Annotated in this window: 17 protein-coding genes, 2 pseudogenes and 1 riboswitch; of the genes and pseudogenes, 13 read left to right on the top strand and 6 right to left on the bottom strand. The window is 73.8% G+C overall.

What is annotated here, in order from left to right:
* Positions 1 to 104: 104 nt before the first annotated feature.
* From ABZ562_RS39350 to ABZ562_RS39360, 3 genes are read right to left on the bottom strand one after another with little or no spacing between them, the layout of a single operon-like run.
* On the bottom strand, positions 105 to 2,669 hold the full coding sequence (locus ABZ562_RS39350; protein ID WP_361489790.1) for an ABC transporter permease: 2,565 nt from the start codon (positions 2,667 to 2,669) through the stop codon (positions 105 to 107).
* A 2-nt stretch (positions 2,670 to 2,671) separates the two neighbouring features.
* Entirely contained in the window at positions 2,672 to 3,436 is a 765-nt protein-coding gene (locus tag ABZ562_RS39355; protein WP_361489751.1) for an ABC transporter ATP-binding protein, read from the bottom strand.
* Positions 3,433 to 3,687: a hypothetical protein gene (locus ABZ562_RS39360; RefSeq protein WP_361489754.1), complete on the bottom strand. Its 255-nt coding sequence runs from the start codon at positions 3,685 to 3,687 to the stop codon at positions 3,433 to 3,435. Before ABZ562_RS39360 ends, ABZ562_RS39355 begins: the two co-directional genes overlap by 4 nt.
* A gap of 170 nt (positions 3,688 to 3,857) precedes the next feature.
* Here ABZ562_RS39360 and ABZ562_RS39365 point away from each other — a divergent pair, with 170 nt between their 5' ends.
* The 8 genes and pseudogenes from ABZ562_RS39365 to ABZ562_RS39400 form a co-directional block, all read left to right on the top strand.
* Positions 3,858 to 5,132: a sensor histidine kinase gene (locus ABZ562_RS39365; RefSeq protein WP_361489757.1), complete on the top strand. Its 1,275-nt coding sequence runs from the start codon at positions 3,858 to 3,860 to the stop codon at positions 5,130 to 5,132.
* Positions 5,120 to 5,779, top strand: a complete 660-nt coding sequence (locus tag ABZ562_RS39370) for a response regulator transcription factor (protein ID WP_361489759.1) — start codon at positions 5,120 to 5,122, stop codon at positions 5,777 to 5,779. Before ABZ562_RS39365 ends, ABZ562_RS39370 begins: the two co-directional genes overlap by 13 nt.
* A 110-nt stretch (positions 5,780 to 5,889) precedes the next feature.
* A complete protein-coding gene (locus ABZ562_RS39375) occupies positions 5,890 to 7,596 on the top strand; it encodes an IlvD/Edd family dehydratase (protein WP_361489762.1) in 1,707 nt (568 codons plus the stop codon).
* Positions 7,597 to 7,666: 70 nt separating this feature from the next.
* Entirely contained in the window at positions 7,667 to 8,554 is an 888-nt protein-coding gene (locus ABZ562_RS39380; RefSeq protein WP_361489765.1) for a triphosphoribosyl-dephospho-CoA synthase, read from the top strand.
* A gap of 13 nt (positions 8,555 to 8,567) precedes the next feature.
* A riboswitch (TPP riboswitch) is annotated at positions 8,568 to 8,663 on the top strand.
* Positions 8,655 to 10,061, top strand: a complete 1,407-nt coding sequence (locus ABZ562_RS39385) for a cytosine permease (protein ID WP_361489768.1) — start codon at positions 8,655 to 8,657, stop codon at positions 10,059 to 10,061. (Overlaps the previous riboswitch by 9 nt.)
* Before the next feature lie 118 nt (positions 10,062 to 10,179).
* Positions 10,180 to 11,802, top strand: coding sequence for an APC family permease (locus ABZ562_RS39390; protein ID WP_361489770.1), 1,623 nt, complete (start codon positions 10,180 to 10,182; stop codon positions 11,800 to 11,802).
* 104 nt (positions 11,803 to 11,906) lie between these two features.
* Positions 11,907 to 13,373, top strand: a complete 1,467-nt coding sequence (locus ABZ562_RS39395) for a serine hydrolase domain-containing protein (RefSeq protein ID WP_361489773.1) — start codon at positions 11,907 to 11,909, stop codon at positions 13,371 to 13,373.
* Between the two features lie 87 nt (positions 13,374 to 13,460).
* A pseudogene (locus ABZ562_RS39400) lies at positions 13,461 to 14,516 on the top strand (pectin esterase); the annotation flags it as partial.
* A gap of 178 nt (positions 14,517 to 14,694) precedes the next feature.
* On the opposite strand, the gene ABZ562_RS39405 reads toward ABZ562_RS39400, so the two are convergent.
* Both ABZ562_RS39405 and ABZ562_RS39410 read right to left on the bottom strand, forming a co-directional pair.
* Entirely contained in the window at positions 14,695 to 14,934 is a 240-nt protein-coding gene (locus tag ABZ562_RS39405; RefSeq protein WP_361489793.1) for a substrate-binding domain-containing protein, read from the bottom strand.
* A pseudogene (locus ABZ562_RS39410) lies at positions 14,924 to 15,679 on the bottom strand (hypothetical protein); the annotation flags it as partial. The gene ABZ562_RS39405 and the pseudogene ABZ562_RS39410, both read right to left, overlap by 11 nt.
* A 240-nt stretch (positions 15,680 to 15,919) precedes the next feature.
* Between ABZ562_RS39410 and ABZ562_RS39415 the strand changes: the two are divergent.
* Positions 15,920 to 17,044 carry a hypothetical protein gene (locus ABZ562_RS39415; protein ID WP_361489776.1) on the top strand — a complete coding sequence of 375 codons (1,125 nt, stop codon included), beginning with the start codon at positions 15,920 to 15,922 and terminating at the stop codon, positions 17,042 to 17,044.
* 12 nt (positions 17,045 to 17,056) lie between these two features.
* Here ABZ562_RS39415 and ABZ562_RS39420 read toward each other — a convergent pair whose 3' ends face one another.
* Positions 17,057 to 17,881 (bottom strand): LLM class F420-dependent oxidoreductase, encoded by an 825-nt coding sequence (locus ABZ562_RS39420; protein WP_361489779.1) that lies wholly within the window; start codon positions 17,879 to 17,881, stop codon positions 17,057 to 17,059.
* 556 nt (positions 17,882 to 18,437) lie between these two features.
* On the opposite strand from ABZ562_RS39420, the gene ABZ562_RS39425 reads away from it, so the two are divergent.
* From ABZ562_RS39425 to ABZ562_RS39440, 4 genes are all read left to right on the top strand, one after another.
* Positions 18,438 to 18,662, top strand: a complete 225-nt coding sequence (locus ABZ562_RS39425) for a type A2 lantipeptide (RefSeq protein WP_361489782.1) — start codon at positions 18,438 to 18,440, stop codon at positions 18,660 to 18,662.
* A gap of 128 nt (positions 18,663 to 18,790) precedes the next feature.
* Positions 18,791 to 19,600: an HlyD family efflux transporter periplasmic adaptor subunit gene (locus ABZ562_RS39430; RefSeq protein ID WP_361489784.1), complete on the top strand. Its 810-nt coding sequence runs from the start codon at positions 18,791 to 18,793 to the stop codon at positions 19,598 to 19,600.
* A gap of 161 nt (positions 19,601 to 19,761) precedes the next feature.
* Positions 19,762 to 21,900: an NHLP family bacteriocin export ABC transporter peptidase/permease/ATPase subunit gene (locus tag ABZ562_RS39435; protein WP_361489796.1), complete on the top strand. Its 2,139-nt coding sequence runs from the start codon at positions 19,762 to 19,764 to the stop codon at positions 21,898 to 21,900.
* Position 21,901: 1 nt separating this feature from the next.
* A complete protein-coding gene (locus ABZ562_RS39440) occupies positions 21,902 to 24,778 on the top strand; it encodes an NHLP bacteriocin export ABC transporter permease/ATPase subunit (protein WP_361489787.1) in 2,877 nt (958 codons plus the stop codon).
* Positions 24,779 to 24,868: the final 90 nt, after the last annotated feature.

Genomic DNA, 24,868 nt, shown 5'->3' on the forward strand with positions numbered 1-24,868 from the left:
ACGCGGGTTGCGAGCCTCCCCCAGCTACCGCTGGGAGGTGCCCCCTGCACCAGACGCCGCTCGCTGATCCGGCCTGATCCACACGACACCCCCTGGTGCGTCCGTCAGGTGCGGGCGAGCGCCCGCGCGGGCGGGACGCGCAGCGCCCGACGGGTGGGCAGCTCGATGGTGAGGAACGCGATGCCCGCCACCACGACCGCGACGGCCGGCGCCGGCCACGCCGGGCCCGCGGGCCACGGGCGGTGCAGGAAACCGGCGGACAGCAGCACCAAGGGGAAGACGCACAGCGCCAACCCGGTGATGAGCGCCAGGCCGGAGATCAGGGCCGCCTCGCGCCGCATCATGGCCCGGATCTGATGCGGTGTGGCGCCGATCAGCCGGAGCGCGGCGAGTTCGGTGCGCCGCTGGGAGGTGGTGGCGATCAGCTTGTTGGCGATCCCCAGCAGCAGATAGCCGAGCAGCACGGCGAGCACCGCGACGTTGATCCACAGCTCCGGCGCGGTGCCGCCCACACCTGAGAGCCCCGGCCCGGAACGGTCGTCGTCCAGCGTCAGACCCGGCCGGGACGCGACCAGCGCGGCCACCTGGTGGCGGGCCTCCTCGGTGCCGTCCGTGCGGACCAGAACGCTCTGGTCCAGGCCCGCCGTGGTGTGCCCGGCGGCCAGGTCCCCTGAGAGCACCACGGGGCCGAAACCGAGGCCGCGCGCGTACGTGGCCACCACCCGGGCGGTGACCCGGGCGCCGTCGCCGAGCACCAGGTCCACCCGGCTGCCCACGTGTGCGTCGCGCGACCCGGCGACCTCGGTGGAGACGGCGACGGTGGCACCGGTGAGCCCCGCCAGGCTGCCGTCGCGCACATCCAGGTCGAGGACGCCCGAGGCCTCCGGGGTCAGGACCAGCGCGGAACTGCTCTCGACCTCGGGTTCCCCCAGCAGCCGGTACGTCCACACGGCGGTGGTCGAGGTGACCGGGGCCGCCGCCCGTACGCCGGGAGTGTCCCGCAGCGCGGGCAGCACATCGGTGGGCACGCCCCCGAGCGCGGGCGCGCTCACCCCGAGTTGCGCCCGGGTGGCGTCGCGGAGGTCACCGGAGGTGGCCGCCCTCACGGTGGTCTGGGTCAGGGTGTAGGTGAGGGTGAACACCACGGCCATCGCGAGGGTGCTGATGGCCGCCGCGGAGCGCAGCGCGTATCCATGGCTGTTGGCCACGGCCAGCCAGGTCGGCGCCGAGGCCCTTGCCGGAAGTTTCCGCGCCAGCAGCCGGCCGACGCCGCCGGCCAGGGCGGGACCGGCCAGGGCGAGCCCGATCGCCGCGAGGAGGCCGGCCATGGCGGTGGCCGCCGCCCCGGCCTGCGAACGGACCAGCAGCGGGGTGACCGACGCACCGGTGCCGACGGCGATCAGCGCCAGACCGGCGTGGGCGCGCGCCTTCGAGGGGGTGCGGGGTTCGCTGCGCGACTCGGCGACCGCCTCGGTGGCCGGCCGGCGCGAGGTACGCCACGCGGCGCCCCGGGCCGCCACCCATACGACGGCGACCAGCAGCAGCACGGCCGCGATCGCCGGAAGCGGGCTGAAGGTCAGCGGCAGCACGTCCGGGAGCATGCCGTTGGAGACCAGCAGTCGCCGGAACCGCTCGGCCAGCGGATAGCCGAGGGCGGCACCGGGCACGGCCGCGATGACCGCGATGATGGCGGCCTGGGCCCCGGCGAGGCGGCGGATCTGCTTCGGTGTCGCGCCGACGGCGCGCATCAGGGCGAGTTCCCGCCGCTGGGCCGCGATCGACACCGACAGCGCGCCGCCCACGATGAACCCGACGACCAGCAGGGTGATCCCGGCCAGCGACCCCGCGAGGGCGGGCAGCAGGGAGCGGGCGGCGGCCGTGCCGGGCGCCTCGGCGTCACCGCGGTCCGCCCCGGTGGACACGGTCAGCCCGTGGCCCCGCAGGGCGCGGCGGACCTCGGCGGCGACCGGGTCACCGGCGCCCGGTTCGGCACGTATCGCGATCAGATCGACGGAACCGGAGCCGGAGCCGGATCGCGAGTCGGAGCCGGAGCCGGGGCCGTGGCCGGTCAGCCGCGCCGCCGTGGTGTCGGCGAACCAGACACCGCTCGCCGAGGCGTCCACCACGGCCGACACCCGGTAGCGGGCCGGGTGCCCGACGGCGGTCACCGTGACGCGGTCGCCGGGCGCGACGTCCGCGGTCTCGGCGGTGCGGCGGTCCAGGGCCACGTCGAGCGGACCGGCCGGGGGGGTACCGGTGATACGGGGACGTCCCAGCAGGGCGGTCGAGGACCATCCGTGTCCGGTGGCCCGCGGGTCGTCCGCCGGTACGGCCTCGCCGCCCCGGGTGACGACCGCGGCGGGGAAGCTCCGGTCGCCCACCGCCCCGGCCACGCCGGGCAGCTTCGCCAGCCGGCCGACGAGACCGCCCGGCACCCTGGCCCGTTCCGGCAGCGCGATCGGCAGATCGCCCTCCGGGTGGAAGGTCTGGCGGCCGGACACGACGACATCGGCGGCGGCCAGCCGGTCGACCGGCGCGTGCGAACGCCACCCCGACTCGGCCAGCACACCGATACCGGTGACCATCGCCGCGCCGCCCAGCGTCGCGCACGTGACGGCCAGCAGCGCGGCGATCCTGCGGCGCACCATGTGCCACGCGAGGTACAGCATCGTCATTCCGTTTCCAGCGTGGTCACGCAGTGCGCCAACTCGGCGGCGGTGGACGCCTTCAGCGTCTCCACCACCCGCCCGTCGGCCATGACCATCGCGAGGTCCGCCCGCGCGGCGGCGGCCGGGTCGTGGGTGACCATCACCACCGTCTGGCCGAGGCCGTCCACCAGGTCGCGCAGCAGGCCCAGCACCTCACGGGCGGTCCGCAGATCCAGCGCGCCCGTCGGCTCGTCGGCGAACACCACCGCGGGCCGGGACACCAGCGCCCGGGCTATCGCGGCGCGTTGCTGCTGCCCGCCGGACAGCTCGGCCGGGCGGTGGGCGAGCCGTCCCGCCATCCCGACCCGCTCGATCAGTCCGCTCACCCACGCCCGGTCGGGTTTCTCACCGGCCAGCCGCAGCGGCAGCAGGATGTTGTCCTCGACGGTGAGCGACGGCACCAGGTTGTAGGGCTGGAAGACGAAGCCCACGGAGCGCCGGCGCAGCTCGGTGCGGCGGGCCTCGTCCAGCCCGCCGATCTCCGTACCGTCGATGAAGGCGCGTCCGCCGGTCGGCGAGTCCAGGCCGGCGGCGCAGTGCATCAGGGTGCTCTTGCCGGAGCCGGACGGCCCCATCACGGCGAGGAACGTGCCGCGCTCCACGGCCAGCGACACCTCGTCCAGGGCGCGGACGCCGCCGGGATACGTCTTGCTGACACCGTCCAGCTCCACCGCCGGGGTGCGGCGGGCCGTCAGGGTCCGGTGGTCCTGGGCGCGGAAGAGCCTCATGACCGCCGCTGCCCGCGGTGGTGGACGACGAGCGCGATGCCGCATGCCAGGGTGGCCAGGCCGAAGCCGATGCCGACGAACACGCTCAGGCCCCCGACGGACGACGTCACCATGTTGGCGACCGCGAAGACCACCAGCAGCAGCCACAGCACGGGACGGACCAACCCGGCCCCGGCTCCGTCGCGGTCGCCCGGCCGCTCGGGCCGTGGTGCCCGCGGGGCCGCGAAACCGCGGTAGGGATCATCCGTCACGTCAAGCTCCTCGTACGTCGGTGCGCTGGGTGCACACCGACGCTACGAACCGGCGCCGCCACCGGCGATCCGGCCAGCGGGAGACCCGGGGTACAGCAGGCTGTACCCGCCCCGGCGTGAGGTGACGGCCTCTCGCGTGGTGCCCTATTGTCGCGGTCCAGGAGGTGGGGATGGACACGCGCGAGGCGACTTCGGCGACCCCCGGACCCACCCGGCCATGGGACGCGTTCGCCCGCGCCCGGACCGGCCTGGACGCCTTCGAACACCTCGTCGGCGGGCTCGGCACGGCGATCCTGGCCCTGGTCATGCTGGTGTGGCTGATCGCCACCGCGCTCGCGTGCCTCGTCGGAGTGGGGCTGCTGCTGGTGCCCACCGCCCTGCGCGGGGTGCGGGCCGTCGCCGACAGGGAGCGCGCCCGGCTGTCCCGCTGGGGCCCGGAGGTCATCGGCCCGGACCAGGCGCCCCTTCGGCTGCGGGCCGCCGTCGCGGATCCCGCCACCCGGCGGGAGCTGTGCTGGCTGGTCTGCCACGCCACCCTCGGGTTCTTCCTCGCGCTGACCGGCCTGACGCTGCCGCTCAGCGCGGCGACCGACGCCGCGTTCCCGGTGTGGTGGCGGCTGGTGCCACCGGAGGCGGCCACCCCGTCCCCCCTGCCGCTGTGGACCGTGGAGGACTGGCCCGGCGCCTTCGGAGTCTGCCTGCTGGGCCTGGGCTGGATGGCCGTCGCCGTGGGCGTGGCACCGAGCCTGGCGTGGCTCCAGGCGTGGCCCGGGCGCAGGTTGCTCACCCCCGCCTCGGGGACCGACCTCGCCCTGCGCGTCGCCCAGCTCACCGCGACCCGGGCCGCAGCGCTGGACGCCCACGCCACCGAGTTGCGGCGGATCGAGCGGTCGCTGCACGACGGGACGCAGAACCGCATGGTCGCCGTCACCGTCCTGCTCGGCGCGGCCCGCCGCGCCGTGGCCCGCGACCCGTCCCGCGCCGACGCCATCCTCGAACAGGCCCAGAGTGCCGCCGAGCAGGCGCTCGCCGAACTCCGCGGCGTCGTCCGGAGCATCCTGCCGCCCGTGCTGGCCGACCGCAGCCTGACCGACGCGCTCACCGGCCTGGCCGCCGACTCCCCGGTGCCCTGCCGGATCGACGCCGACGTACCCGGCCGGTGTGCCGCGTCCGTCGAGGCCACCGCCTACTTCGTGGTGGCCGAGGCGCTGACCAACGTGGCCCGGCACAGCCATGCCCGGAACGTCACCGTCACCGTCCGCCGCCACGACGGACGACTGCGGCTGCGCGTCACCGACGACGGCCGCGGGGGAGCGGACGAACACGGCGGATCCGGGCTCGTCGGCATCCGCCGCCGCGTCGGAGCACACGACGGGACGCTCGCCCTGACCAGCCCACCCGGTGGGCCCACCACCCTGGAGGTAAGCCTGCCATGCGGATTGTGATCGCCGAGGACGATCCGCTGCTGCGCGAAGGGCTCGCACTGCTGCTGCGCGCCGAATCGCTCGACGTCGTGGCCACCACCGGCACCCCCGGCGGCTTCCTGGACGCCGTCGCGGCCCACACACCCGACGTCGCCATCGTCGATGTCCGGATGCCCCCGAGCCACACCGACGAGGGGATCGCCGCGGCCGTGGAGGCCCGGCGCCGCCGCCCGGACCTGGCCGTCCTCGTGCTGTCCGCCTACGTCGAGCAGGCCTTCGCCACCGACCTGCTCGCCGACGGCAGCGCCCGGCTCGGCTATCTGCTCAAGGAACGGGTCGGCCGGGTCGAGGAATTCCTGACCGCGCTGTACCGGGTGGCCGACGGCGGCACCGCCATCGACCCCGAGGTCGTCGCGCAGCTCTTCGCCCGCACCCGGCCCGACACCCGGCTGGACCGGCTCAGCCCGCGCGAACGCGACGTCCTGGCGCTGATGGCCGAAGGGCTCGGCAACACCGCCATCGCCGAGCGGCTCGTCGTCACCGAGGGCGCCGTCCACAAGCACATCCGCAGCATCTTCGCCAAGCTCCAACTGGCCCCCACCGACCGCACCGACCGGCGCGTGGCCGCCGTGCTGCACTATCTCAAGGACGCGCACCGACGGTCCTGACGTGCACCCAGGGCCTGAGACACCCAGGGCCTGAGACACCCAGGGCCTGAAACCCCCAGGGAGTGGGCAGCGTTCCCCCGCACGGATCGTCGACAGATCGGAAGGCTCGTATGAGTGGCACGCAGCGGTCGCGGCAGTGGTACGAGGGCGAGTCCCGCGACGCGTTCATCCACCGTGCCTGGATGCGGCGCGGCCTGCCCGACCACGCCTTCGACGGACGCCCACAGATCGTCATCTGCAACACCTGGTCCGAACTTACGCCCTGCAACAGCCACTTCCGCGAGATCGCCGACCATGTGAAACGGGGGGTGTGGGAGTCCGGCGGGGTGCCGCTGGAGCTTCCGGTGCCGTCGCTGGGGGAGACCCTGCTGCGCCCGACCGCGATGTTCTTCCGCGACCTGGCCGCGATGGTCACCGAGGAACTCATCCGGGCCAACCCCGTCGACGGGGTGATCCTGCTCGGCGGCTGCGACAAGACCGTACCGTCGCTGCTCCTGGGCGCCGCGTCGGTCGACCTGCCCACCCTGATGGTCACCGGCGGCCCCATGCTGAACGGCTCGTGGCAGGGGCGCCCGCTGGGCTGCGGCACCGGGGTGTGGGAGCTGAGCGAGGAGGTGCGGGCGGGCCGGATGGAGCGATCCGAGCTGCGCCGGGCCGAGTCGGCGATGATCCGCAGCCGGGGCCACTGCAACACCATGGGCACGGCGTCCACCATGGCCTGTGCCGCCGAGGCGCTGGGCATGACCCTGCCCGGCAACGCGGGACTCCCCGCCCCCGACAGCCGGCTGCTGGAGCTGTCCCACGCGGCGGGCAACCGCATCGTCGACATGGTGCGCGAGGACCTGCGGCCCAGTGCGGTCCTGACCGCCGAGGCGCTGCGGAACGCGGTGCGCGCCGTGGCCGCCATCGGCGGCTCCACCAACGCGGTCGTCCACCTGCTGGCCCTCGCCCGCCGGGTCGGGGCGGACTTCGGCCTGGACGACATCGACCGCGCGGGCCGCGGCATCCCCTTGCTCGCCGATGTGCAGCCCGCCGGATCCCACCTGATGGAGGACTTCCACCGCGCCGGTGGCCTGGACGCCGTCCTCGGCCAGATCAGGGACCACCTGGAACCGGCCGTCACCATCACCGGCCGCCCGCTGACCGAGCAGCTGTCCGGCCTGCCCAGCGCCGACCTCACCGTCATCCGCACCGCTGAGGAGCCGATCGCCCACCACGCCGGGCTCGCCGTGCTCCGCGGCAACCTCTGCCCCGACGGAGCCGTCATCAAGCCGGCCGCCGCGACCCCGGAGCTGCTGCGCCACCGGGGCCGCGCCGTGGTGTTCGACGGGATCGAGGACTTCCGTACCCGCATCGACGACCCGGACCTGGAGGTCGACGCGTCCGATGTGCTGGTCCTGCGCGGCTGCGGACCGCGCGGCTACCCCGGCATGCCCGAGGTGGGCAACATGCCACTGCCGCCCGCGGTGCTGCGCGCCGGGGTGCGGGACATGGTGCGGATCAGCGACGCCCGCATGAGCGGAACCGCCTTCGGCACCGTCGTCCTGCACATCGCGCCCGAATCGGCGGCGGGCGGCCCGCTGGGCCTGGTGCGGACCGGCGACTGGATCGAACTGGACGTCGAGCGGCGGCTCTTGCGGCTGGACATACCGGACGAGGAACTCGCCGCACGGCAGCCCGTGACCGCCGCCGCGCCACCGGCCACCGGCGGATGGGAGCGGATCTACCGCGACCACGTCGAACAGGCCGACCGCGGCGCCGGACTGGACTTCCTCGCGGGCACCCGCGGATCCTTCGTGGCCAGGGAGTCGCACTGACGGGCCCGCACACAGCGGAACCACAGGAACGGCCCAGGCCCGGGAAAGGTTCGCCCCCTACCCTCCGGGCATGCCCACGACGCGTTCCCTGGACGAGGCACTGGCGCGGACCGCCGTACGAGCCCTGATCTCCCAGGCGGAGCTGACCCCCAAACCGGGCCTCGCGGACACCCGCGACCTCCAGGCCCGCGCCACCGGCACCGATCTGCTCGCGCTGCGCTGGTCGGCCAAGGCGCTGGCCCCCGGGTTCGCGGCCATGGCCGCCGCCGCCCGCCGCCCCGGCGAGCCGACCCGGGCGCTCCGTGAGGAGCTGGGCGCCATCGGCCGCTGCGCCGAGTGGACCATGGCGCGGGCCGGCGGCGGCCCGGCCACCGGCCGTCCGCACCACGGGGCGCTGTGGGTGCTGGGGCTGCTGGTCGCGGCCGCCGCCCTGCGGCCCGGCGCCGCGCCGCGGGAGCTGACCGCCACCGCCCGGCAGCTGGCGACCCACGCCGACCGTGGCGCCCCGCGCAGGCCCTCGGCGGGGTCGCAGGTCTCGGCCACCTACGGGGCGGCGGGCGCGCGCGGCGAGGCGCGGGCCGCCTTCCCGCACGTACGCCGCGCCCTGGACGCCCTGTCCACGGCGCGGGCCGCGGGCGCCACCGAGACCCAGGCCCGCCTCGACGCGCTGCTCACCGTGATGAGCACCCTCCAGGACACCGGCCCGCTGTACCAGGCGGGGCCGCCCGCCCTCCGGCGGGTGCAGGACGGGGCGCGCGGTGTGCTGGAGGCGGGCGGCACCGCGACGGCCCCGGGCGCCGCCGCCCTCGCCGCCTTCGACGCCGAGCTGCGCGAGACGGGCGTGGCGCCCCGGGGAAGCGCCGCGCTGCTGGCCGGGGCGCTGTTCCTGGACACGCTCCCGGCCACGGCCCGGCCCGCGGATCGCCCCCGGGGCCGGGACCACGGGGCGAGGGGCTAGCCTTAAGGGCGCTCCACCGGACACGGGGTGCCCCCACGCGGGGGCTGAGATCACACCCGTCGAACCTGAACCAGTTAATACTGGCGGAGGGATGTCATCGATGCCACGGCCGCATGCTGCCACCGACCCGGCGCTCACCGGCGCGGAATCCGTCTTCGACGGGCGGATGCCCACCGCGCCCGGGGACCTGCGCGTCGAGGCGCGCGGGATCGCGCCGGTCCCGGAAAGCCACCGCTACGGCGGGCCGGGGCGCCTGTTCACCGTGTGGTTCGCCCCGAACCTGACCATGACCGGCGTGTTCACCGGCACCGTCGGCATCTCCCTCGGCCTGGACTTCGCCACCGCGCTGGCCGCCGTCGTCCTGGGCACCCTCATCGGCGCCGTACCCACCGCGTATCTGGGCACCTGGGGTAGCCAGACCGGGGCCGGGCAGCTGCCCCTGGCGCGGTTGGCGTTCGGCCGGGGCGTGGCGGTGCCCGGCGTCCTGCAGTGGCTGTCCTCGGTCGCCTGGGACGCGCTCATCGGCCTGTTCGGCGGTGACGCGCTGGCCCGGCTGTGCGGGCTGCCGTTCTGGCTGGGGGTGCTGATCATGATGGCCGCCCAGGGCGCGCTCGGGGTGCTGGGCTACGAGGCCATCCACCGCATGCAGAAGCTGATGACCTTCGTCCTCGCCGCCGCCTTCGCCACCCTGGCCGTCCGGCTGCTCGACGGTGTCCACCCCGCCGCCACCGGGTCGGCCCACGGCGCCGACCGCGTCGGCGCGTTCGTCCTGACCAGCACGATCGCCCTGAGCCTGGCGCTGTCGTGGGCGCCGTACGCCAGCGACTTCAGCCGCTATCTGCCCCGCGCCACCTCCCGGCCGCGCATGTTCTGGTGCACGCTGCTCGGCGTCACCGTGTCCTTCGTGGCCGTCCAGGCGCTCGGGCTGTGGGGAGCGTCCGTGTTCACCGACCAGACCGCCCGCGGCGTCGACGCGGCCCTGGGCGGCGGGGCGCTCGGCGCGTTCGGGCTGCTGGCCGTGGCGCTCGCCGCGCTGTGCAGCAACGCCATGAACGACTACAGCGGCTCCCTGGCCCTGCAGACCGCCGGTGTCCGCATCCCCCGCCCGCCGGCCGCGGCCCTCGCCGCCGCCCTCGGCTTCCCGCTGGTGCTGTGGATGCACGCCGCCGACACCACCGCGCGCTTCCAGAACGTGCTGCTGTTCGTCGGCTACTGGATCCCCGGCTTCGTCGCCGTCGTGGCCGTCGACTGGTTCGCCCGCGCCCGGGCCCGGGGCGGTGCGCCGGTCGACCTGGCCGCCGAGAGCGCCCGCCCGCAGCCGTGGTGGCCCGCGCTGCTGGCGTTCGGCGCCGCCTTCGCCGCCGCGGTGCCGTTCATGGACACCAGCCTGTACACGGGCCCGGTGGCCGCCGCGCTGCACGGCGCCGACCTCGCCTACTACGCCGCCTTCCTCGCGGCGCTCATCGTCTACGTCCCGCTCAGGGCCCGGCGCGGCGCGGCTCGGTGAGGCACGGCCGCTCGCGGCCGTATCCGCACGTCACACGGCATCCGGCCGCCAGGTCCGGCGGCAGCCGTGGCACCCTTGGCTCCTGTTGAATTCCGCACCACCCGAGGAGACGTGCCACGTGCCGCAGAACCAGTCGGTGGAGTCCATCGCCGCCCCGGCGGTGCTCGCCGAGGAACGCAGACTCCACAAGGACCTCGGCTTCTGGGGCCTGACCGCGATCGGGTTCTCCAACATCCTCGGGTCCGGCTGGCTGTTCGCGGCCCTGTACGCCGCCCAGACCGCCGGGCCCGCCGCGCTGCTGTCCTGGGTCGCGGCGGGGGTGCTGTGCGCCCTGATCGCCCTGGTCATGGTGGAGCTGGGCGCCACCCGCCCGGAAGGCGGAGGCACCGTGCGGTGGCCGCTGTACGCCAGCGGGCGGCTGGTCGGCACGATGGTCGGCTGGTCCGTCGTGCTGTCCGTCGGCGGTACGGCCGCGGAGATCAGCGCGATCATGCAGTACGCCGCGCACTATCTGCCGGGGCTCTACGACGGCGGCAGGCTCACCCTGCCGGGCCTCGGCGTGGCCGTCGGGCTGAGCGTCGTCCTCACCGCGCTCAACTGGTTCGCCGTGCGGATATTCGCCCGGCTCAACAACCTGGTGTCGGTGTTCAAGGTCGTCGTCCCCCTCCTCACCGTCGCCGCGCTGTTCCTGTCGGGCACCCACTCCGGGCGCCTCACCGAACACGGCGGCTTCGCCCCGTACGGCTACGTGGCCTGCCTCACCGCCCTCGCCGGCGGCGGCATCGTGTACTCCGTCAACGGGTTCCAGGCCCCGCTGGACTTCTCCGGCGAGGCCCGCAATCCGCGGCGTACCGTACCGGCCGCGGTGCTCACCGGTATCGGCCTCGCCGTGCTGGTCTACCTCGGGCTCCAGCTGGCCTTCCTGTACACGGTGCCGGACTCGGCGCTGGCCAACGGCTGGCAGGGGGTCAACTTCGAGTCGCCGTTCGGCCAGCTCGCCCTCATCCTCAATCTGCACTGGCTGGCCACGCTGCTGTACGCGGACGCCGTGATCTCCCCGGGCGGTTCCGCCTACGTCGGGGTGGCGATCAACGCCCGGCACACCTACGCCCTGGCCAAGAACGGCCTGCTGCCCCGCTTCTTCATGCGTATCGACCCCCGCTCGGGCACGGCACGCCGGGCGCTGCTGCTCAACCTCGCGGTCATCGTCATCTTCATGCTGCCGTTCGGTGGCTGGCAGGACATCGTGAGCGTGATGGGCGACATGTATCTGCTCATCTATGCCGCCTCGGCGGTGGCCGTCGCGGTGTTCCGGGCACACGACCGGGAGCGGGGAGTGCCCCGGGCGGACGGGCAGGTGCCGGGGGTGCGCTGGATCGCGCCCCTCAGCTTCGTCGTGGCCAGCGAGTTCGTGTTCTGGTCCGGCTGGCACGACCTGCGGCTCGCCCTGCCCCTCGTCCTGGCCGCGGTGCCGCTGTTCCTGCTCCAGCGGCGTGGCACCGGCGGGCTCCCCGCCCTCGGCGAGCTGCGGCACGGTGCCTGGCTGGTCTTCCACCTGGCCGCGCTGACCCTGCTGTCGTGGTTGGGCACCTTCGGCGGCTCCGGCCGCCTTCCGGCGCCGTACGACACGATCGCGGTGGGCGCCCTCGCGTTCGGCGTGTTCGCGTGGGCGGTGCGCTCGGGCGCCGCCCACCTCAGGACGGGACCGGCCGACGCGGCGCCCGCGGCCCCGCCGGTCTGAGCACCCGCTGCCCGGAAATCCCCTGGCGCGGCGCCGCTCCTTTCGCCGATGATCGAAGGCCGACCGGCCGTGCACGACCCACCGCATACGGAGGATGAGGCGCGATGAGTGCTCGGAGTGCTCGCCCCCTGCCCGAGAGCACGCCCGCCGCGAAGGGAGTGGACGCCCGGGGCGTCGGCGCGTTCCTCGACGCGCTGGAGGCGGCGCCCGGCCTCGAGCCGCACAGCCTGATGATCGTGCGCCACGGCCATGTGGTCGCCTCCGGCTGGTGGGCGCCGTACACCCCGGACCGGCCGCATCTGCTGTACTCCATCAGCAAGAGCTTCACCTCCACGGCGGCCGGATTCGCGGTGGCCGAGGGGCTGATGAGCCTCGACGACCCGGTGATCTCCTACTTCCCGGAGTTCGACGGCGACATCACCGACCCCCGCAGCCGGTCCATGCTCGTCCGGCACGTCGCGGCCATGTCCAGCGGGCATCTGACCGACGCCCGGGAGCAGGCGTTCACCCGCGACCCGGCCGAGCCCGTGCGCGGGTTCCTGCTGACCCCGCCCGACCGCGACCCCGGTACCGTCTTCGCCTACAACAACGCCGCCACCTACAGCCTCGCCGCGATCGTCCAGCGGGTGACCGGGCAGTCGCTCACCGACTATCTGCGGCCACGGCTGTTCGACCCGCTGGGCATCGGCGAGACGGCCTGGATCCAGCGTCCGTCCGGCCGTGACCTCGGCTTCAGCGGCATGTACGCCACCACGGACGCCCTCGCCCGGCTGGGCCTGCTGTACCTGGGCGACGGGGTCTGGGAGGGCCGCCGGCTGCTGCCCGCCGCCTGGGTGGCCGAGGCGACCCGGGCGCAGATCAGCAACGCGGACGGCACCGCGGAAGGGGCGGTGTCCGACTGGCAGCAGGGATACGGGTTCCAGTTCTGGCGGTCCCGCCACGGCTACCGGGGCGACGGCGCCTACGGCCAGTTCTGCCTGGTGCTGCCCGAACACGACGCGGTGGTCGCGATGACCACGGACACCGAGAACATGCAGGCGGTGCTGGACAGGGTCTGGCGGCATCTGCTCCCGGCGTTCGGCCCCGCGCCCCTCGACCACCGCCAGGACGACGACGCGGCCCTGCGGCGGCGGCTCGAAAGCCTCGAACTGCCCGCTCCGTACGAGAAGTTCACGTCACCGGCGGGCACCGGGAGCGGGTCCACCACCTTCACCCCGGCCGGCGGTACCTGCGCGGACCAGTCCAGGCTGACGGAGGTGACGGTCGCCGCCGATGACGACGGTGTGTGGACCGTCTCCCTGGCCGAGGGCGCGTCCCGGCTCGATGTGCGGCTCGGCGCCCCGGGGTGGACGGTCGAGGAGGGGGCGGACGGGCGGGTGCCGACGGCGGCGAGCGGCGGCTGGACGGATCCGGACACGTTCGTGGCCGACATCGCCTTCCTGGAGACCCCGCACCACTTCGAGGTGACCTGTTCGCGGGCCGACCGGACCTTCACCGCGCGCTGGCGCACGATGCCGCTGCACCGGTCGCCGCTGACCGCGATGGGGGTTCCCCGCCGCACCGTGGGGTGAACACCCCACGGTCCACCGGCAACCATTGCCCGCTCGGCGGCGACAGTCGCATGGACGGTTCCACCGAGCTGAGGAGTGGGTGTGGTCATGGCGGCCCAGAGGCGGCGTATACGAGACAACGGCGGGCGCGGACCGGGCGTGGCGGTCTGGGGGGTGCCCCTCGCCCTGGCCCTGACGGTCGGCCTCGCCCCGCAGGGGCACGGCGCCGAGGCGGGCGCGGAACGGAGCGAAGTGGCGGCCTCGGCCTGGGCCGATGGCGTCGCCGACGGCTTCGCGTCGGTCAACGCGCTCGGCCAGAACGGTACGTACGGAGGCCGCGACGGCAAGACCGTGACGGTGCGGACACTGGCCGACCTCGAGAAGTACGCGACGGCCGCCGAGCCGTACGTCATCGTGGTGGCCGGGGCGATCACCATGGACCCCAAGGGCAAGGAGATCAAGGTCGCCTCGGACAAGACGATCGTGGGCCAGGGGGCCTCGGGCGAGATCGTCGGCGGCGGCTTCTTCCTCGGACAGGGCGTGCACAACGTCATCATCCGCAATCTGACGATCCGCGACTCCTACATGGGCACGTGGAACGACAAGGAGCACGACTACGACGGCATCCAGATGGACGGCGCCCACCATGTGTGGATCGATCACAACGATCTGAAGCACATGGCCGACGGCCTGATCGACAGCCGCAAGGACACCACGTATCTCACGGTTTCCTGGAACCGGCTGGAGACGCACAACAAGGCGTTCGGCATCGGCTGGACGGAGAACACCACGGCCGACATCACCATCCACCACAACTGGTTCCGGGACACGGAGCAGCGCAACCCGTCCGCCGACAACATCGCGCACGCGCACCTGTACAACAACTACTTGCAGGACCTCCCGGGCACGGACATCGCCTCCTCCTACGGCAACTACTCGCGCGGCAACACCAAGATGGTGCTGGAGAACAGCTACTTCGAGGGGATGAAGAACCCCGTCATCAAGGACACCACCGCCTCGATCGTCCAGCGGGGCAACACCTTCGTGGGCACCAGCGGCCGCAACGAGAGCGGTGGCACGGCCTTCGACCCCAAGGCGTACTACCCCTACACGCCCGACCCCGCGGCCAAGGTGCCGTCGGTCGTGAAGTCCGGCTCCGGACCCGGCGGCACCCCGGCGCGGTAGCGGACCGGGGGAAGCGTGTCAGCCCCGGCGGGCCGGTCCCGTGGACTTCCGGATTCGGCCGACACCCTTGGCCGTTCGTTGAGAACCTTGGACACCACGCTCTGTGAGACGTTCGCGGCCTGCGCCACCGTCGTCATGCGCACCGCGGGTCCTGCCGTCATCGTTGCCTCCTCCAGCCGGCGCTCTGCCAGGTCGACGTGCCGGGCCGTGCCCGCTCCTGGTCGACGAGCCGCACCGCCTCGGTGGCCATCTCCGCGAGCGGCTGACGGACCGTGGACAGGGGCGGTGTCGGCATCGCGCCGATCGCCGTGTCGTCGAACCCGACCCACCGACAGGTCCTCCGGCACCCGCAGACCCCGCGCCCGCGCCGCCCGGTAGGCCCCGGCCGCCAGCACATCGGAACCGGCGAAGACGGCGGTCGGCGGGGCGGCCAGGGCGAGCAGGGCCGTGGTGGCCGCCGCCCCGGCGGCGACGCCGACCTCGCCGTACCGGGTCAGGGCGGGGTCGGGGGCGAGGAAGAACTCGCGGTGTGCCGCCAGATAGCCCTCGTACCGCTCCCTGGTGCACGGGGCCGGTGGGCCCGCCGAGGAAGTCCACCCGCCGGTGCCCCAGGCCGAGGAGATGTCGGGTGGCCGCGGCGCCGCCCGACCAGTTCGTCGCCCCCACCGCCGGAACGGCGGCCCCCGCACGCCGACCGGGTCGAGGAGGACGAGCGGCACCGGTAACTCCGCCAGCGCGGCGGCCCGGTCGTCGCCGGGCCGGGCCAGGGCCAGGAGGACGCCGTCCGAGGGCCGCGCGCGGCGGGCGTCGATCCACTCGCCGATCCGCAAGCGCGGATGGTCCACCGGGGTGAGCGCCAGGGTGTATCCGAGCCCGAACGCCGCGCGCTGCGCCCCGTCGACCAGTTCCGCCGCCCACGGGGTGGCGGCCTCTTCGACCAGCAGGTCGAGAATGGCGCCGAGTTGCCGCCGGCGCTCTTTCCGGAGCACATATCCCGTCGCCCCGGGCCGCCTGTGTGACGCGGTCGCGGGTCTCCTCCGAGATATCGGGCTCGTCGGCGAGCACCCGGGACACCGTGTCCGCGTCCCCTTCCGCGCGGACGGGATCGACCTGGTCTCCGGGACGAAGACGGACGGGGCCATCGAGCTGGCACCGCTCGCCGTCGCGGTCGTACGGTCCGCGCCGGGGCGGGCGGCGACCTCGCGGAACGCCACGCGGGCGCCCTCCGCATAGGACCCCGGCGAGGCCCCCGCGTGGCGATCAGTGGCGGACGCGGGTAACGATGGAATCACCGGTTCGGGCGAACGAGAGGGCCGTGCGGGCGTACGGGGTGCCACCGGGCGCTGTGTCCCGGCCCGGCAACTCGTGCGAGGGAGGATCTCATGGATCCGTCCGACGCCTCCGGCGCCGCCGAGCCACCGCCGCTGAGCGCGCACGAGCGCCAGGAGTACGCCCGGCTGCGCGCGGCGGAGGCCGTACGCCACCGGCGCCTGCGCCACGCGGGCGCCTGCGTCCTGCTCGTCCTGGCGCTCCTGCTCGCCCCGCTCGCCGTCGTCGCCACCTGGCTGCACGAGGACGTCACCGACACCCAGGGGTACGTGGAGACCGTCGCCCCGATCGCCAGGGAGCCCTCCGTCCAGACCGCTGTGACCAACCGCCTCACCCATCGCGTGGTCCATCAGGTGGACGTCCCCGCCATCACGGCCCGGCTCTCCCGGAACCTGGACACCTCAGGGGCCCCGCCCGTCGTCGTGAACGGCGTCCGGGTCCTCACCGGACCGCTGGAAACCGTCCTCGGCGACGCCGTCCACCGCACCGTGCACACAGTGATCACCAGCGAGCAGTTCCCGGCGGTGTGGGACGCCGCCAACCGCCGCGCCCACGCCGCCGTCGTCAAGGTGCTCACCGGCGAGGGCAGCAGCGCCGTCCAGCCCCGGGGCGACACGATCGTCCTGGACATCGGCACCGCCGTCGACAACGTGAAGCAGCGCCTCGTCCGGGCGGGCTACGGCAACGCCGCCAAGATCCCCCACATCGACCGCCAGATCGTCCTGTTGCGGACGGACAAGCTCGACAAGGCGCAGGCCGCGATGCGTCTGTTCGACGTCGTCGGCCTCTGGCTGCCCGTCGTGACGGTCGTCCTCGCCGCGTTGGCCGTATGGGCCTCACCCGCGCACCGGGCCACGCTGATGGCGGCCGGGATCGGCACGGCGGTGATGATGATCGCGCTGCTGGTCGGGCTGGCCGTGCTGCGCGGCGTCTACCTGGACTCCGTACCGCCCGCGGCGCTGCCCCGCGACGCGGCGGCCGCCATCTTCGACACGCTCGTACGCTTCCTGCGCGAGAGCACCCGCACCCTCCTCGTCGTGGCGGTCATCACCGCCCTCGCCGCCTATCTGTACGGGCCCGGCCGCGGCGCCCGGGCCGTACGCTCCGGGGCGGCACGTGGCATCGGTGCCATCGGCCGGGCCCTGGCCCGCGCAGGCGGCCGCACCCGCGGCCCCTGACCCGCCCGGGGCTCAGCGGAACCGTTCGGCGAGAGCGGCCATGGTGTCGAGGTGGGCGAGCGTTTCCCCCTCCGGTTTCGTCGGCAGGTAGAGCAGCACCCGGTCCACCCCGAGCCGTTGGTACCCCTCCAGCGCCTCGGTGGTGTCCGGCACCGCGTACACCGTCACCGGCACGTCCCGGCCCGCCGCCTTCCGCAGCCGCTCGATCTGCGGGGCCAGCTTCTCGGGCGGCACGCTGTTGGCCAGCCACGCGTCGCCATGGGCGGCGACCCGGGGGAACGCGCGCTCGCCGCCGCCCACGTAGACCGGCGGATGCGGACGCTGTACGGGCTTGGGCCACTGGTAGACGGGGTCGAAGTCCACGAACTCGCCGTGGTACTCCGCCTTCTCCTTCGTCCACAGCTCCCGGATCGCCGCCAGCCGCTCGTCCACCAGACGGCCGCGGGTGGACGGGTCGGTCCCGTGGTTCTCCATCTCCTCGCGGTTCCATCCGACACCCACGCCGAACACGGCCCGCCCGCCGGAGACCACGTCGAGGGAGGCCACTTCCTGCGCCGTGATGATGGGATCCCGCTGCGCCACCAGGGCGACACCGGTCCCCAGCAGCAGCCGCGTGGTGACCGAGGCGATGGCGCTCAGCGTGACGAACGGATCGAGGGTCCGGTAGTAGATCTCCGGCAGTTCGCCACCACCCGGATAGGGCGAGCGGCGCTCCACCGGGATGTGGCTGTGCTCGGCGATGAAGAGCGAGTCGAACCCCCGCTCCTCGAGGGCGCGCCCCAGGGCCACGGGCGCGATGCCCTGGTCGGTCACGAAGGTCGATACGCCAATCCTCACAGCGACTCCTCGGTCGGCGACTCCACGGTTCGGCGTGCGCGTGGGCACAGGGGTTTGCCGACGGGTACCCACGGGACCGCCCGCCACACGTGATCCGCCAGCGAGCCGCCTCCGGCCGCGATATGCGACCGGAGGTCGGCAGTTCTTCAAGTGATCGGCACATCCATTCCACAGAAGTCGTGTGTACGGCATGCTGTCGGCGCCGAGCGGCCCCGGGGCGCGGCGGCTCCGCCCGGGTATGCGCGGTTTCCGCTCGGGGTGGTGCGGCGACGCGGCGCGAGTTGTGACGTTCGTGTGCGGGGCCGGTGCCCATCACGTGGGCACGAGTGCACGCCATGTGATCGGAAAGTTGGCGGAATGCGTAGTTCCGGATGCGCCACGATTCGAAGACGGCCAGCACGCGTGGTTACATCCTTCCGCGCCGAGACGTTCCCGGAGCCCGGCATCCAGCGGGGTGGGAACGTGCCGCGGTGGCCGGTGGCGGAGCCGCACGCGTGGCGGCGACCACCGGCCGTAGAAGCTCGTTTAGAGATACGTATCCAAGGGAGACGCAGTAATGAACAACGCACCCAAGGTCGCGACCCAGGAGATCTCCGACGCTGAGCTGGACAACGTGGCCGGCGGCCTCGGCGTTGTGGGCGACGCCCTGGGCACCGTGCACTCCGTGACCGGTCCGGTCACCGGCCCGGTCACCGGCGCCGTGGGCACCGTCACCGGCACCGTCGACGGCGTGACCGGCCTGAACACCTCCGGCATCGTCGGCACGGTCGCGGGTCTCTGAGACCACCGCGTCACCCCATGCCCCGGGCCTGACTGGTCCGGGGCATGCGCGGTCCCCGGCACCCGCCGCTCCCGGACCGCACCCCCGACCCGTTCCCCCGCGCCCCGGCCGGTTGAGGAAAGACTCCCGTGCAGTTCCGCCAGCAGGCCCTTTCCAAGCTCCAGTCGGCAGACGACATCGACCTGCCGGTCCGCTACGCCCGCCCCCAGGGCTGGCTCGCGCTGACGGTCACCCTCGTCGTCATGGCCGCGTCCGCCGTCTGGGCCGTGACCGGCAGCGTGGCGGACACCCTGAACGCCTCCGGCATCCTCACCCACGGCCAGGGCAGCTATGTGCTGCAGAGCCCGGTCAGGGGACAGGTCACCGCCGTGCTCGCCGAGGAGGGCGGCACGGTGCGCGCGGGCGCCCCGCTGGTGAAGGTCCGTAAGCCCGACGGCGGCAGCACGGTCGTGCGAGCCCTCGCCGCGGGCCGCCTCACCACCCTCTCCGCATCGATCGGTTCGGTCCTGAACACCGGCGCGGACGTCGCCTCCGTGGAGCGCGTCCGCCACTCCCGCGACCCGCTGACCGCGACCCTCTACGTCCCGGCGGAGCGGGCGGCCTCGGTGCCCGCGGGCGCGGACGTCGACCTCAGCGTGCAGTCGGCGCCCTCCCGGACGTACGGCGTGCTGCGCGGCAAGGTGCGGGCGGTCGGCCGGACCGCCCAGTCGCGCCAGCAGATCGGCGCCTTCCTCGGCAGCGCACAGCTCGGCGAGGAGTTCTCCAAGGACGGCCCGCCGGTCGCGGTGGCGGTACGCCTCGACCGGTCCTCGGCCACCCGCTCCGGCTACCGCTGGTCCTCGCCGAAGGGCCCGCCGTTCGCCCTCGGCTCCATGACCCTGACCGACGGCACCATCCACCTGGCCGCCCGTCACCCCGTCGATTGGCTGCTCCCGTGACCACGACGAACTCCCCGCACGACGGCGGCGGGCCGCCCCGCCCCGCGCCCGCCGGGACCAGCGGGCGCCGCCGCCCCGAACCGGCCCGTGGACGGCGGCGCGCCCCGCGCCGGGGGAGCGGCCCGAAGAAGCCGGGACGGCGGACCGTACGCACCCCCACCGTGCTCCAGATGGAGGCGCTGGAGTGCGGCGCCGCGTCGCTCGCCATGGTGCTCGCCCACTACGGCCGCCACGTACCGCTGGAGGAGCTGCGGATCGCCTGCGGCGTCTCCCGCGACGGGTCCCGGGCCAGCAACCTGCTGAAGGCCGCCCGCAGCTACGGGCTGCGCGCCAAGGGCATGCAGATGGAACCGGAGGCGCTGGCGGAGGTCCGGGCCCCGGCGATCCTGTTCTGGGAGTTCAACCACTACGTCGTCTACGACGGCATGGGACGGCGGTTCGGCAAGCGCGGCGTCCACATCAACGACCCCGACAAGGGGCGCCGCTTCGTCACCACCGAGGAGTTCGGGTCGAGCTTCACCGGGGTCTGCCTGGTCTTCGAACCCGAGGACGACTTCCGCCGCGGCGGACGCCGCCCCGGCGTCCTGGACGCCCTGCCCGCGCGGCTGCGCGGCACCGGCGGCACCCTGCTGGCCTCGCTGCTGGCCAGCCTGCTGCTGGTGGTCGTGGGCGCCACGGTGCCCGCGCTCAGCCGCACCTTCATCGACACCTTCATCGTCGGCGGCCAGACCTCGATGCTGCCACCGCTGTTCGCGTCCATGGCCGTGGCGGTGGTGCTGACCGCGGTGCTGACCGGCGTCCAGCAGGCGAACCTGCTGCGCGGACGCATCATCTCCTCCACCCTCGGCAGCGCACGGTTCCTGCGCCATCTGCTGCGGCTGCCCGTCACGTTCTTCGCCCAGCGCAGCCCCGCCGACCTGGTGCAGCGCCTGCGGTCCAACGACACCGTCGCCGAAACCCTCGCCCGCGACCTGGCCGCGGCGGCGGTCGACGGGATCGTGGTGGTCCTGTACGCCGTGCTGCTGTGGACCTACGACCCCCAGCTCACCATGGTGGGCGTCGGGCTCGCGCTGCTCAACGTGGTCGCGATGCGCGTCGTGATACGGCTGCGCGCCACCAGGACCCAGAAGCTGCGCGCCGACACCGCGCGGCTGACCACCACCGCGTACACCGGGCTCCAGCTCATCGAGACGATGAAGGCCACCGGTGGCGAGAGCGGCTACTTCCGCCGCTGGGCCGGTCAGCACGCCATCACCCTGGAGGAACAGCAGCGCCTCGGCGTACCGAGCGCGGCCCTGGCCGTCGTGGCGCCCACCCTCGCCACCCTCAACAGCGCCCTCATCCTGTGGATCGGCGGGCTGCGGGCCGTCGAGGGCCATCTCTCGATCGGGCTGCTGGTGGCCTTCCAGGCGCTGGTCACCCGCTTCACCGCGCCCATCACCCGGCTGAACGGCGTGGCGGGGCGCATCCAGGACTTCTCCGCCGACGTGGCCCGGCTCAAGGACGTGGAGCGCTTCCCCGCGGACACCCTCCACACCCGCGACGAGGGGCAGCCGGACGCCGACGGCGCCCGCCGCCTCACCGGCCATGTGACGCTGGAGAACATCACCTTCGGCTACAACCCGCTGGACGAGCCGCTGCTGCGCGGCTTCTCGCTGTCCGTCGGCCCCGGCCGCCAGGTGGCGCTGGTCGGCGGCTCCGGCAGCGGCAAGTCCACCGTGTCCCGGCTGGTCTCCGGCCTCTACAGCCCCTGGGAGGGGGCCATCCGCATCGACGGGCAGCGGCTGGAGGACATCCCCCGCGGCCGGCTCGCCGCCTCCGTGTCCTTCGTCGACCAGGACGTGTTCCTGTTCGAGGGGACGGTGCGGGACAACGTGGCGCTGTGGGATCCGTCGATCCCGGACGACGCGGTGGTGGCCGCCCTGCGGGACGCGGCCCTCTACGACGACGTCATCGCCCGCCGCCCCGGCGGCATCCACGGCCGGGTCGAGCAGGACGGCCGCAACTTCTCGGGCGGACAGCGGCAGCGGCTGGAGATCGCCCGGGCCCTGGTCCGCCGCCCCAGTGTGCTGGTCCTGGACGAGGTGACCAGCGCCCTGGACGCGCAGACCGAGCAGACCGTCATGGACAGCTTGCGCCGCCGCGGCTGCGCGTGCGTGGTGATCGCCCACCGGCTCAGCACCGTCCGGGACAGCGACGAGATCCTCGTCCTGGACCGCGGCACGGTCGTGGAGCGCGGACGGCACGAGGACCTCGCGGTCGCCGGGGGCCCGTACGCCGAGCTGATGAAGGAGCACTGACATGGCGTCCGTACACCCGCCGGCGGCCGAGGCCATGGACGCCGACGGCGGTGACGCGGTGGTGCGGGCGCTGGGCGCCCTCGGCACCCCCGTCGACGGCGCCGGGCTGCGCAGCCTCCCGCTGGAGGGCCCGCAGGTGCTCTGGCTCGTCGTCGAAGGCGCCCTGGACCTCTTCGCGGTCGACGCCGCCGAGGAGGGGCAGTGGCACTTCCTCGGCCGCCTGGAGACGGGCGCCGCGCTCCCCGGGCCCGTCGAGGGCCCGCGCCACACCCTGGTGGGGCGGCCCTCGCAGGACTGCGCGGTGCGCCGCATCCCGCTGCGCGAGCTGTACCGGCCGGAGCGGTACGACGCGTACGGCGCCCCCGAGGACACCACGTACGACACCGCCTACGACACCGCGTACGACAACGTGGCACCGACACCGCTGGAACACGCCGTGGCGCTCGGCATCAGCCGCAGCCTCGGCGTGCTGTTCCAGGCCCCGCTGGACGGGGGAGCGCCGCCCGGCGAGGAGGCGGCCGACGAGGACCTGCTGTGGCTCCCGGTGCCGCCCGGCAGCGTGCGCTACGGCGCCGAGTACAGCGCCCAGGCCGCGGGCGACCTGCTGATCGACGGCGCGCTGTGGCAGCGGATGGTCAACCAGCAGTACCGGCTCGGCACCGCCGTGGACCGCTGGATCGACACCCTGGAGCGGGCCCACGCGGACCGCACGGCCGCCGGGATCCGGGCCGGTGAGGCCGTCCGCTCACGCGCCGACGAGGCGCTGATCGCGTCCATCGGAGGCCCCCGGCACTCGGCCGGGGCCACCGACGACAGCACCGACGACGCCGTGTACGCCGTCTGCCGGGCCGTGGCGGACGCCGCCGGGATCACCCTCGCCGAACCCCAGAAGGGCCCCGTCGCCGACGACCGTACGGACCCGGTGGAGCGCATCGCGGCCCACGCGCGCGTCCGCACCCGGGCCGTCCGGCTGGAGGGCCGCTGGTGGCGCGAGGACGCGGGCCCCCTGGTGGGCTATCGCGCCCTGTCCGGGGCACCGGTGGCGCTGCTGTGGCGGCGCGGCCGGTACGAGGCCGTCAACCCGGCCTCGGGACTGCGGATACGCATCGGCCGCGGCACCGCGGAGGAGTTCGAGCCACGCGCCGTGATGTTCTACCGCCCGCTGCCCGAGCGGCCGATGACGATGTGGCGGCTGCTGCGCTTCACCGCCCGGGGCTCCGCCCCGGACCTGCGCGGTCTGTGCGCCGCCGGGCTGGTGACGGTGGCGCTCGGCGCGCTGGTGCCGGTCGCCACCGGCCAGGTGCTCGGTACCTTCGTGCCCCGCGCCGAGAAGGACCCCATCGTCCAGATCGCCCTGGCGCTGATCGTCTCCAGTGTCGTCGCCGCGTCCTTCCTGCTGCTCCAGAACCTCACCCTGCTGCGGCTGGAGGGGCGGCTGGAGAGCACGCTCCAGCCCGCCGTCTGGGACCGGTTGCTGCGGCTGCCCACCACGTTCTTCGCCGAGCGCTCCACCGGCGAACTGGCCAGCGCCGCCATGGGCATCAGCACCATGCGCCGGGTGCTGTCCGGCACCGCCCCGGTGGTCCTCCAGGCCGGGACCGTCGGCGCGATGAACTTCGCCCTGCTGCTGTTCTTCAGCGTGCGGCTCGCGCTCGCCGTGCTGGCCATGCTGCTGGTCATCTGCGGCATCTTCCTCGCCATGGGCCTGTGGCAGGTGCGCTGGCAGCGGCGGCTGGTGGAGACCGAGAACAAGCTCAACAACCAGGCGTTCCAGACCCTGCGCGGACTGCCAAAGCTGCGGGTCGCCGCGGCCGAGAACTACGCCTACGCGGCCTGGGCCCGCGGCTTCGCCCGCTCCCGCGACCTGCACCAGCGCACCGGGCGCATCAAGAACCTCACCCAGGTCCTCGACGCGGTCTACCTCCCGCTGTGCTCGCTCATCGTGTTCCTGCTGCTGGCCGGTCCGGCCCGGGGCAGCATGTCGGCGGGCGGCTTCCTGACGTTCAACACCTCCGTCACCATGCTGCTGACCTCCGTCACCCAGCTCACCAACTCCCTGGTGTCCGTGGTCGCGGTGCTGCCCATGTTCGAGGAGGTCAAGCCGATCCTGGACGAGCCGCCCGAGGTGCGCGGCGGCAGCGCCCAGCCCGGCCCCCTCTCCGGCGCCCTCCAGGCCAGGAACCTCACCTTCCGGTACGGCGCCGACGGCCCGCTGGTCCTCGACGACGTGTCCCTGGAGATCCGGCCGGGCGAGTTCGTGGCCGTCGTCGGCCCCAGCGGCTGCGGCAAGTCCACGCTGCTGCGGCTCCTCATCGGCTTCGAGCGGCCGGTGTCCGGCAGTGTGCTCTACGACGGCCAGGACCTCGCCGCCCTCGACCAGGCCGCGGTGCGCCGCCAGTGCGGGGTGGTGCTGCAGAACGCGCAGCCGCTGGGCGGCACCGTCCTCGACTGCATCCGCGGCGCCGAGCCGTTCACCCCCGAGGAGGCCATGGCTGCCGCCGAACTCGCGGGCCTGGCCGAGGACATCCGCCAGATGCCCATGGGGCTCCACACGATGATCTCCGGCAGCGGCGCCATCTCCGGCGGCCAGCGGCAGCGCCTGATGATCGCCCAGGCGCTCATCCGCCGCCCGCGCGTCCTGTTCTTCGACGAGGCCACCAGCGCCCTCGACAACGAGACCCAGCGCATCGTCATCGACAGCACCCGCCGCCTCAACGCCAGCCGACTGGTGATCGCCCACCGGCTGTCGACCGTCATGGACGCCGACCGCGTGCTCGTCATGGAGGAGGGCCGGGTCGTCGAACAGGGCACCCCGGCCGAGCTGATGGCCAGGCCGGGCGGAAAGCTCCACGAGTTGGTGCGGCGCCAGCTGACCTAGTGACCTGAGTCGGAGGTTTGTCGTTGGTTCGGTATGAGTCGTCCGGGTCCGAAGATTCCGCCGTTGTCACTGACTGATGCCCAGCGGGCG

The organism is Streptomyces sp. NPDC019937 (genome assembly GCF_040631655.1).
Lineage (GTDB): Bacteria > Actinomycetota > Actinomycetes > Streptomycetales > Streptomycetaceae > Streptomyces.

What these genes read in the sequence shown, in the direction of transcription:
- ABZ562_RS39375 (WP_361489762.1), top strand. Translation starts at nt 5,890, where the DNA reads ATGAGTGGCACGCAGCGGTCGCGGCAGTGGTACGAGGGCGAGTCCCGC.
- ABZ562_RS39415 (WP_361489776.1), top strand. Translation starts at nt 15,920, where the DNA reads ATGGATCCGTCCGACGCCTCCGGCGCCGCCGAGCCACCGCCGCTGAGC.
- ABZ562_RS39355 (WP_361489751.1), bottom strand. Translation starts at nt 3,436, where the DNA reads ATGAGGCTCTTCCGCGCCCAGGACCACCGGACCCTGACGGCCCGCCGC.
- ABZ562_RS39380 (WP_361489765.1), top strand. Translation starts at nt 7,667, where the DNA reads ATGCCCACGACGCGTTCCCTGGACGAGGCACTGGCGCGGACCGCCGTA.
- ABZ562_RS39395 (WP_361489773.1), top strand. Translation starts at nt 11,907, where the DNA reads ATGAGTGCTCGGAGTGCTCGCCCCCTGCCCGAGAGCACGCCCGCCGCG.
- ABZ562_RS39425 (WP_361489782.1), top strand. Translation starts at nt 18,438, where the DNA reads ATGAACAACGCACCCAAGGTCGCGACCCAGGAGATCTCCGACGCTGAG.
- ABZ562_RS39405 (WP_361489793.1), bottom strand. Translation starts at nt 14,934, where the DNA reads ATGTGCTGGCGGCCGGGGCCTACCGGGCGGCGCGGGCGCGGGGTCTGC.
- ABZ562_RS39385 (WP_361489768.1), top strand. Translation starts at nt 8,655, where the DNA reads ATGCCACGGCCGCATGCTGCCACCGACCCGGCGCTCACCGGCGCGGAA.
- ABZ562_RS39365 (WP_361489757.1), top strand. Translation starts at nt 3,858, where the DNA reads ATGGACACGCGCGAGGCGACTTCGGCGACCCCCGGACCCACCCGGCCA.
- ABZ562_RS39440 (WP_361489787.1), top strand. Translation starts at nt 21,902, where the DNA reads ATGGCGTCCGTACACCCGCCGGCGGCCGAGGCCATGGACGCCGACGGC.
- ABZ562_RS39350 (WP_361489790.1), bottom strand. Translation starts at nt 2,669, where the DNA reads ATGCTGTACCTCGCGTGGCACATGGTGCGCCGCAGGATCGCCGCGCTG.
- ABZ562_RS39370 (WP_361489759.1), top strand. Translation starts at nt 5,120, where the DNA reads ATGCGGATTGTGATCGCCGAGGACGATCCGCTGCTGCGCGAAGGGCTC.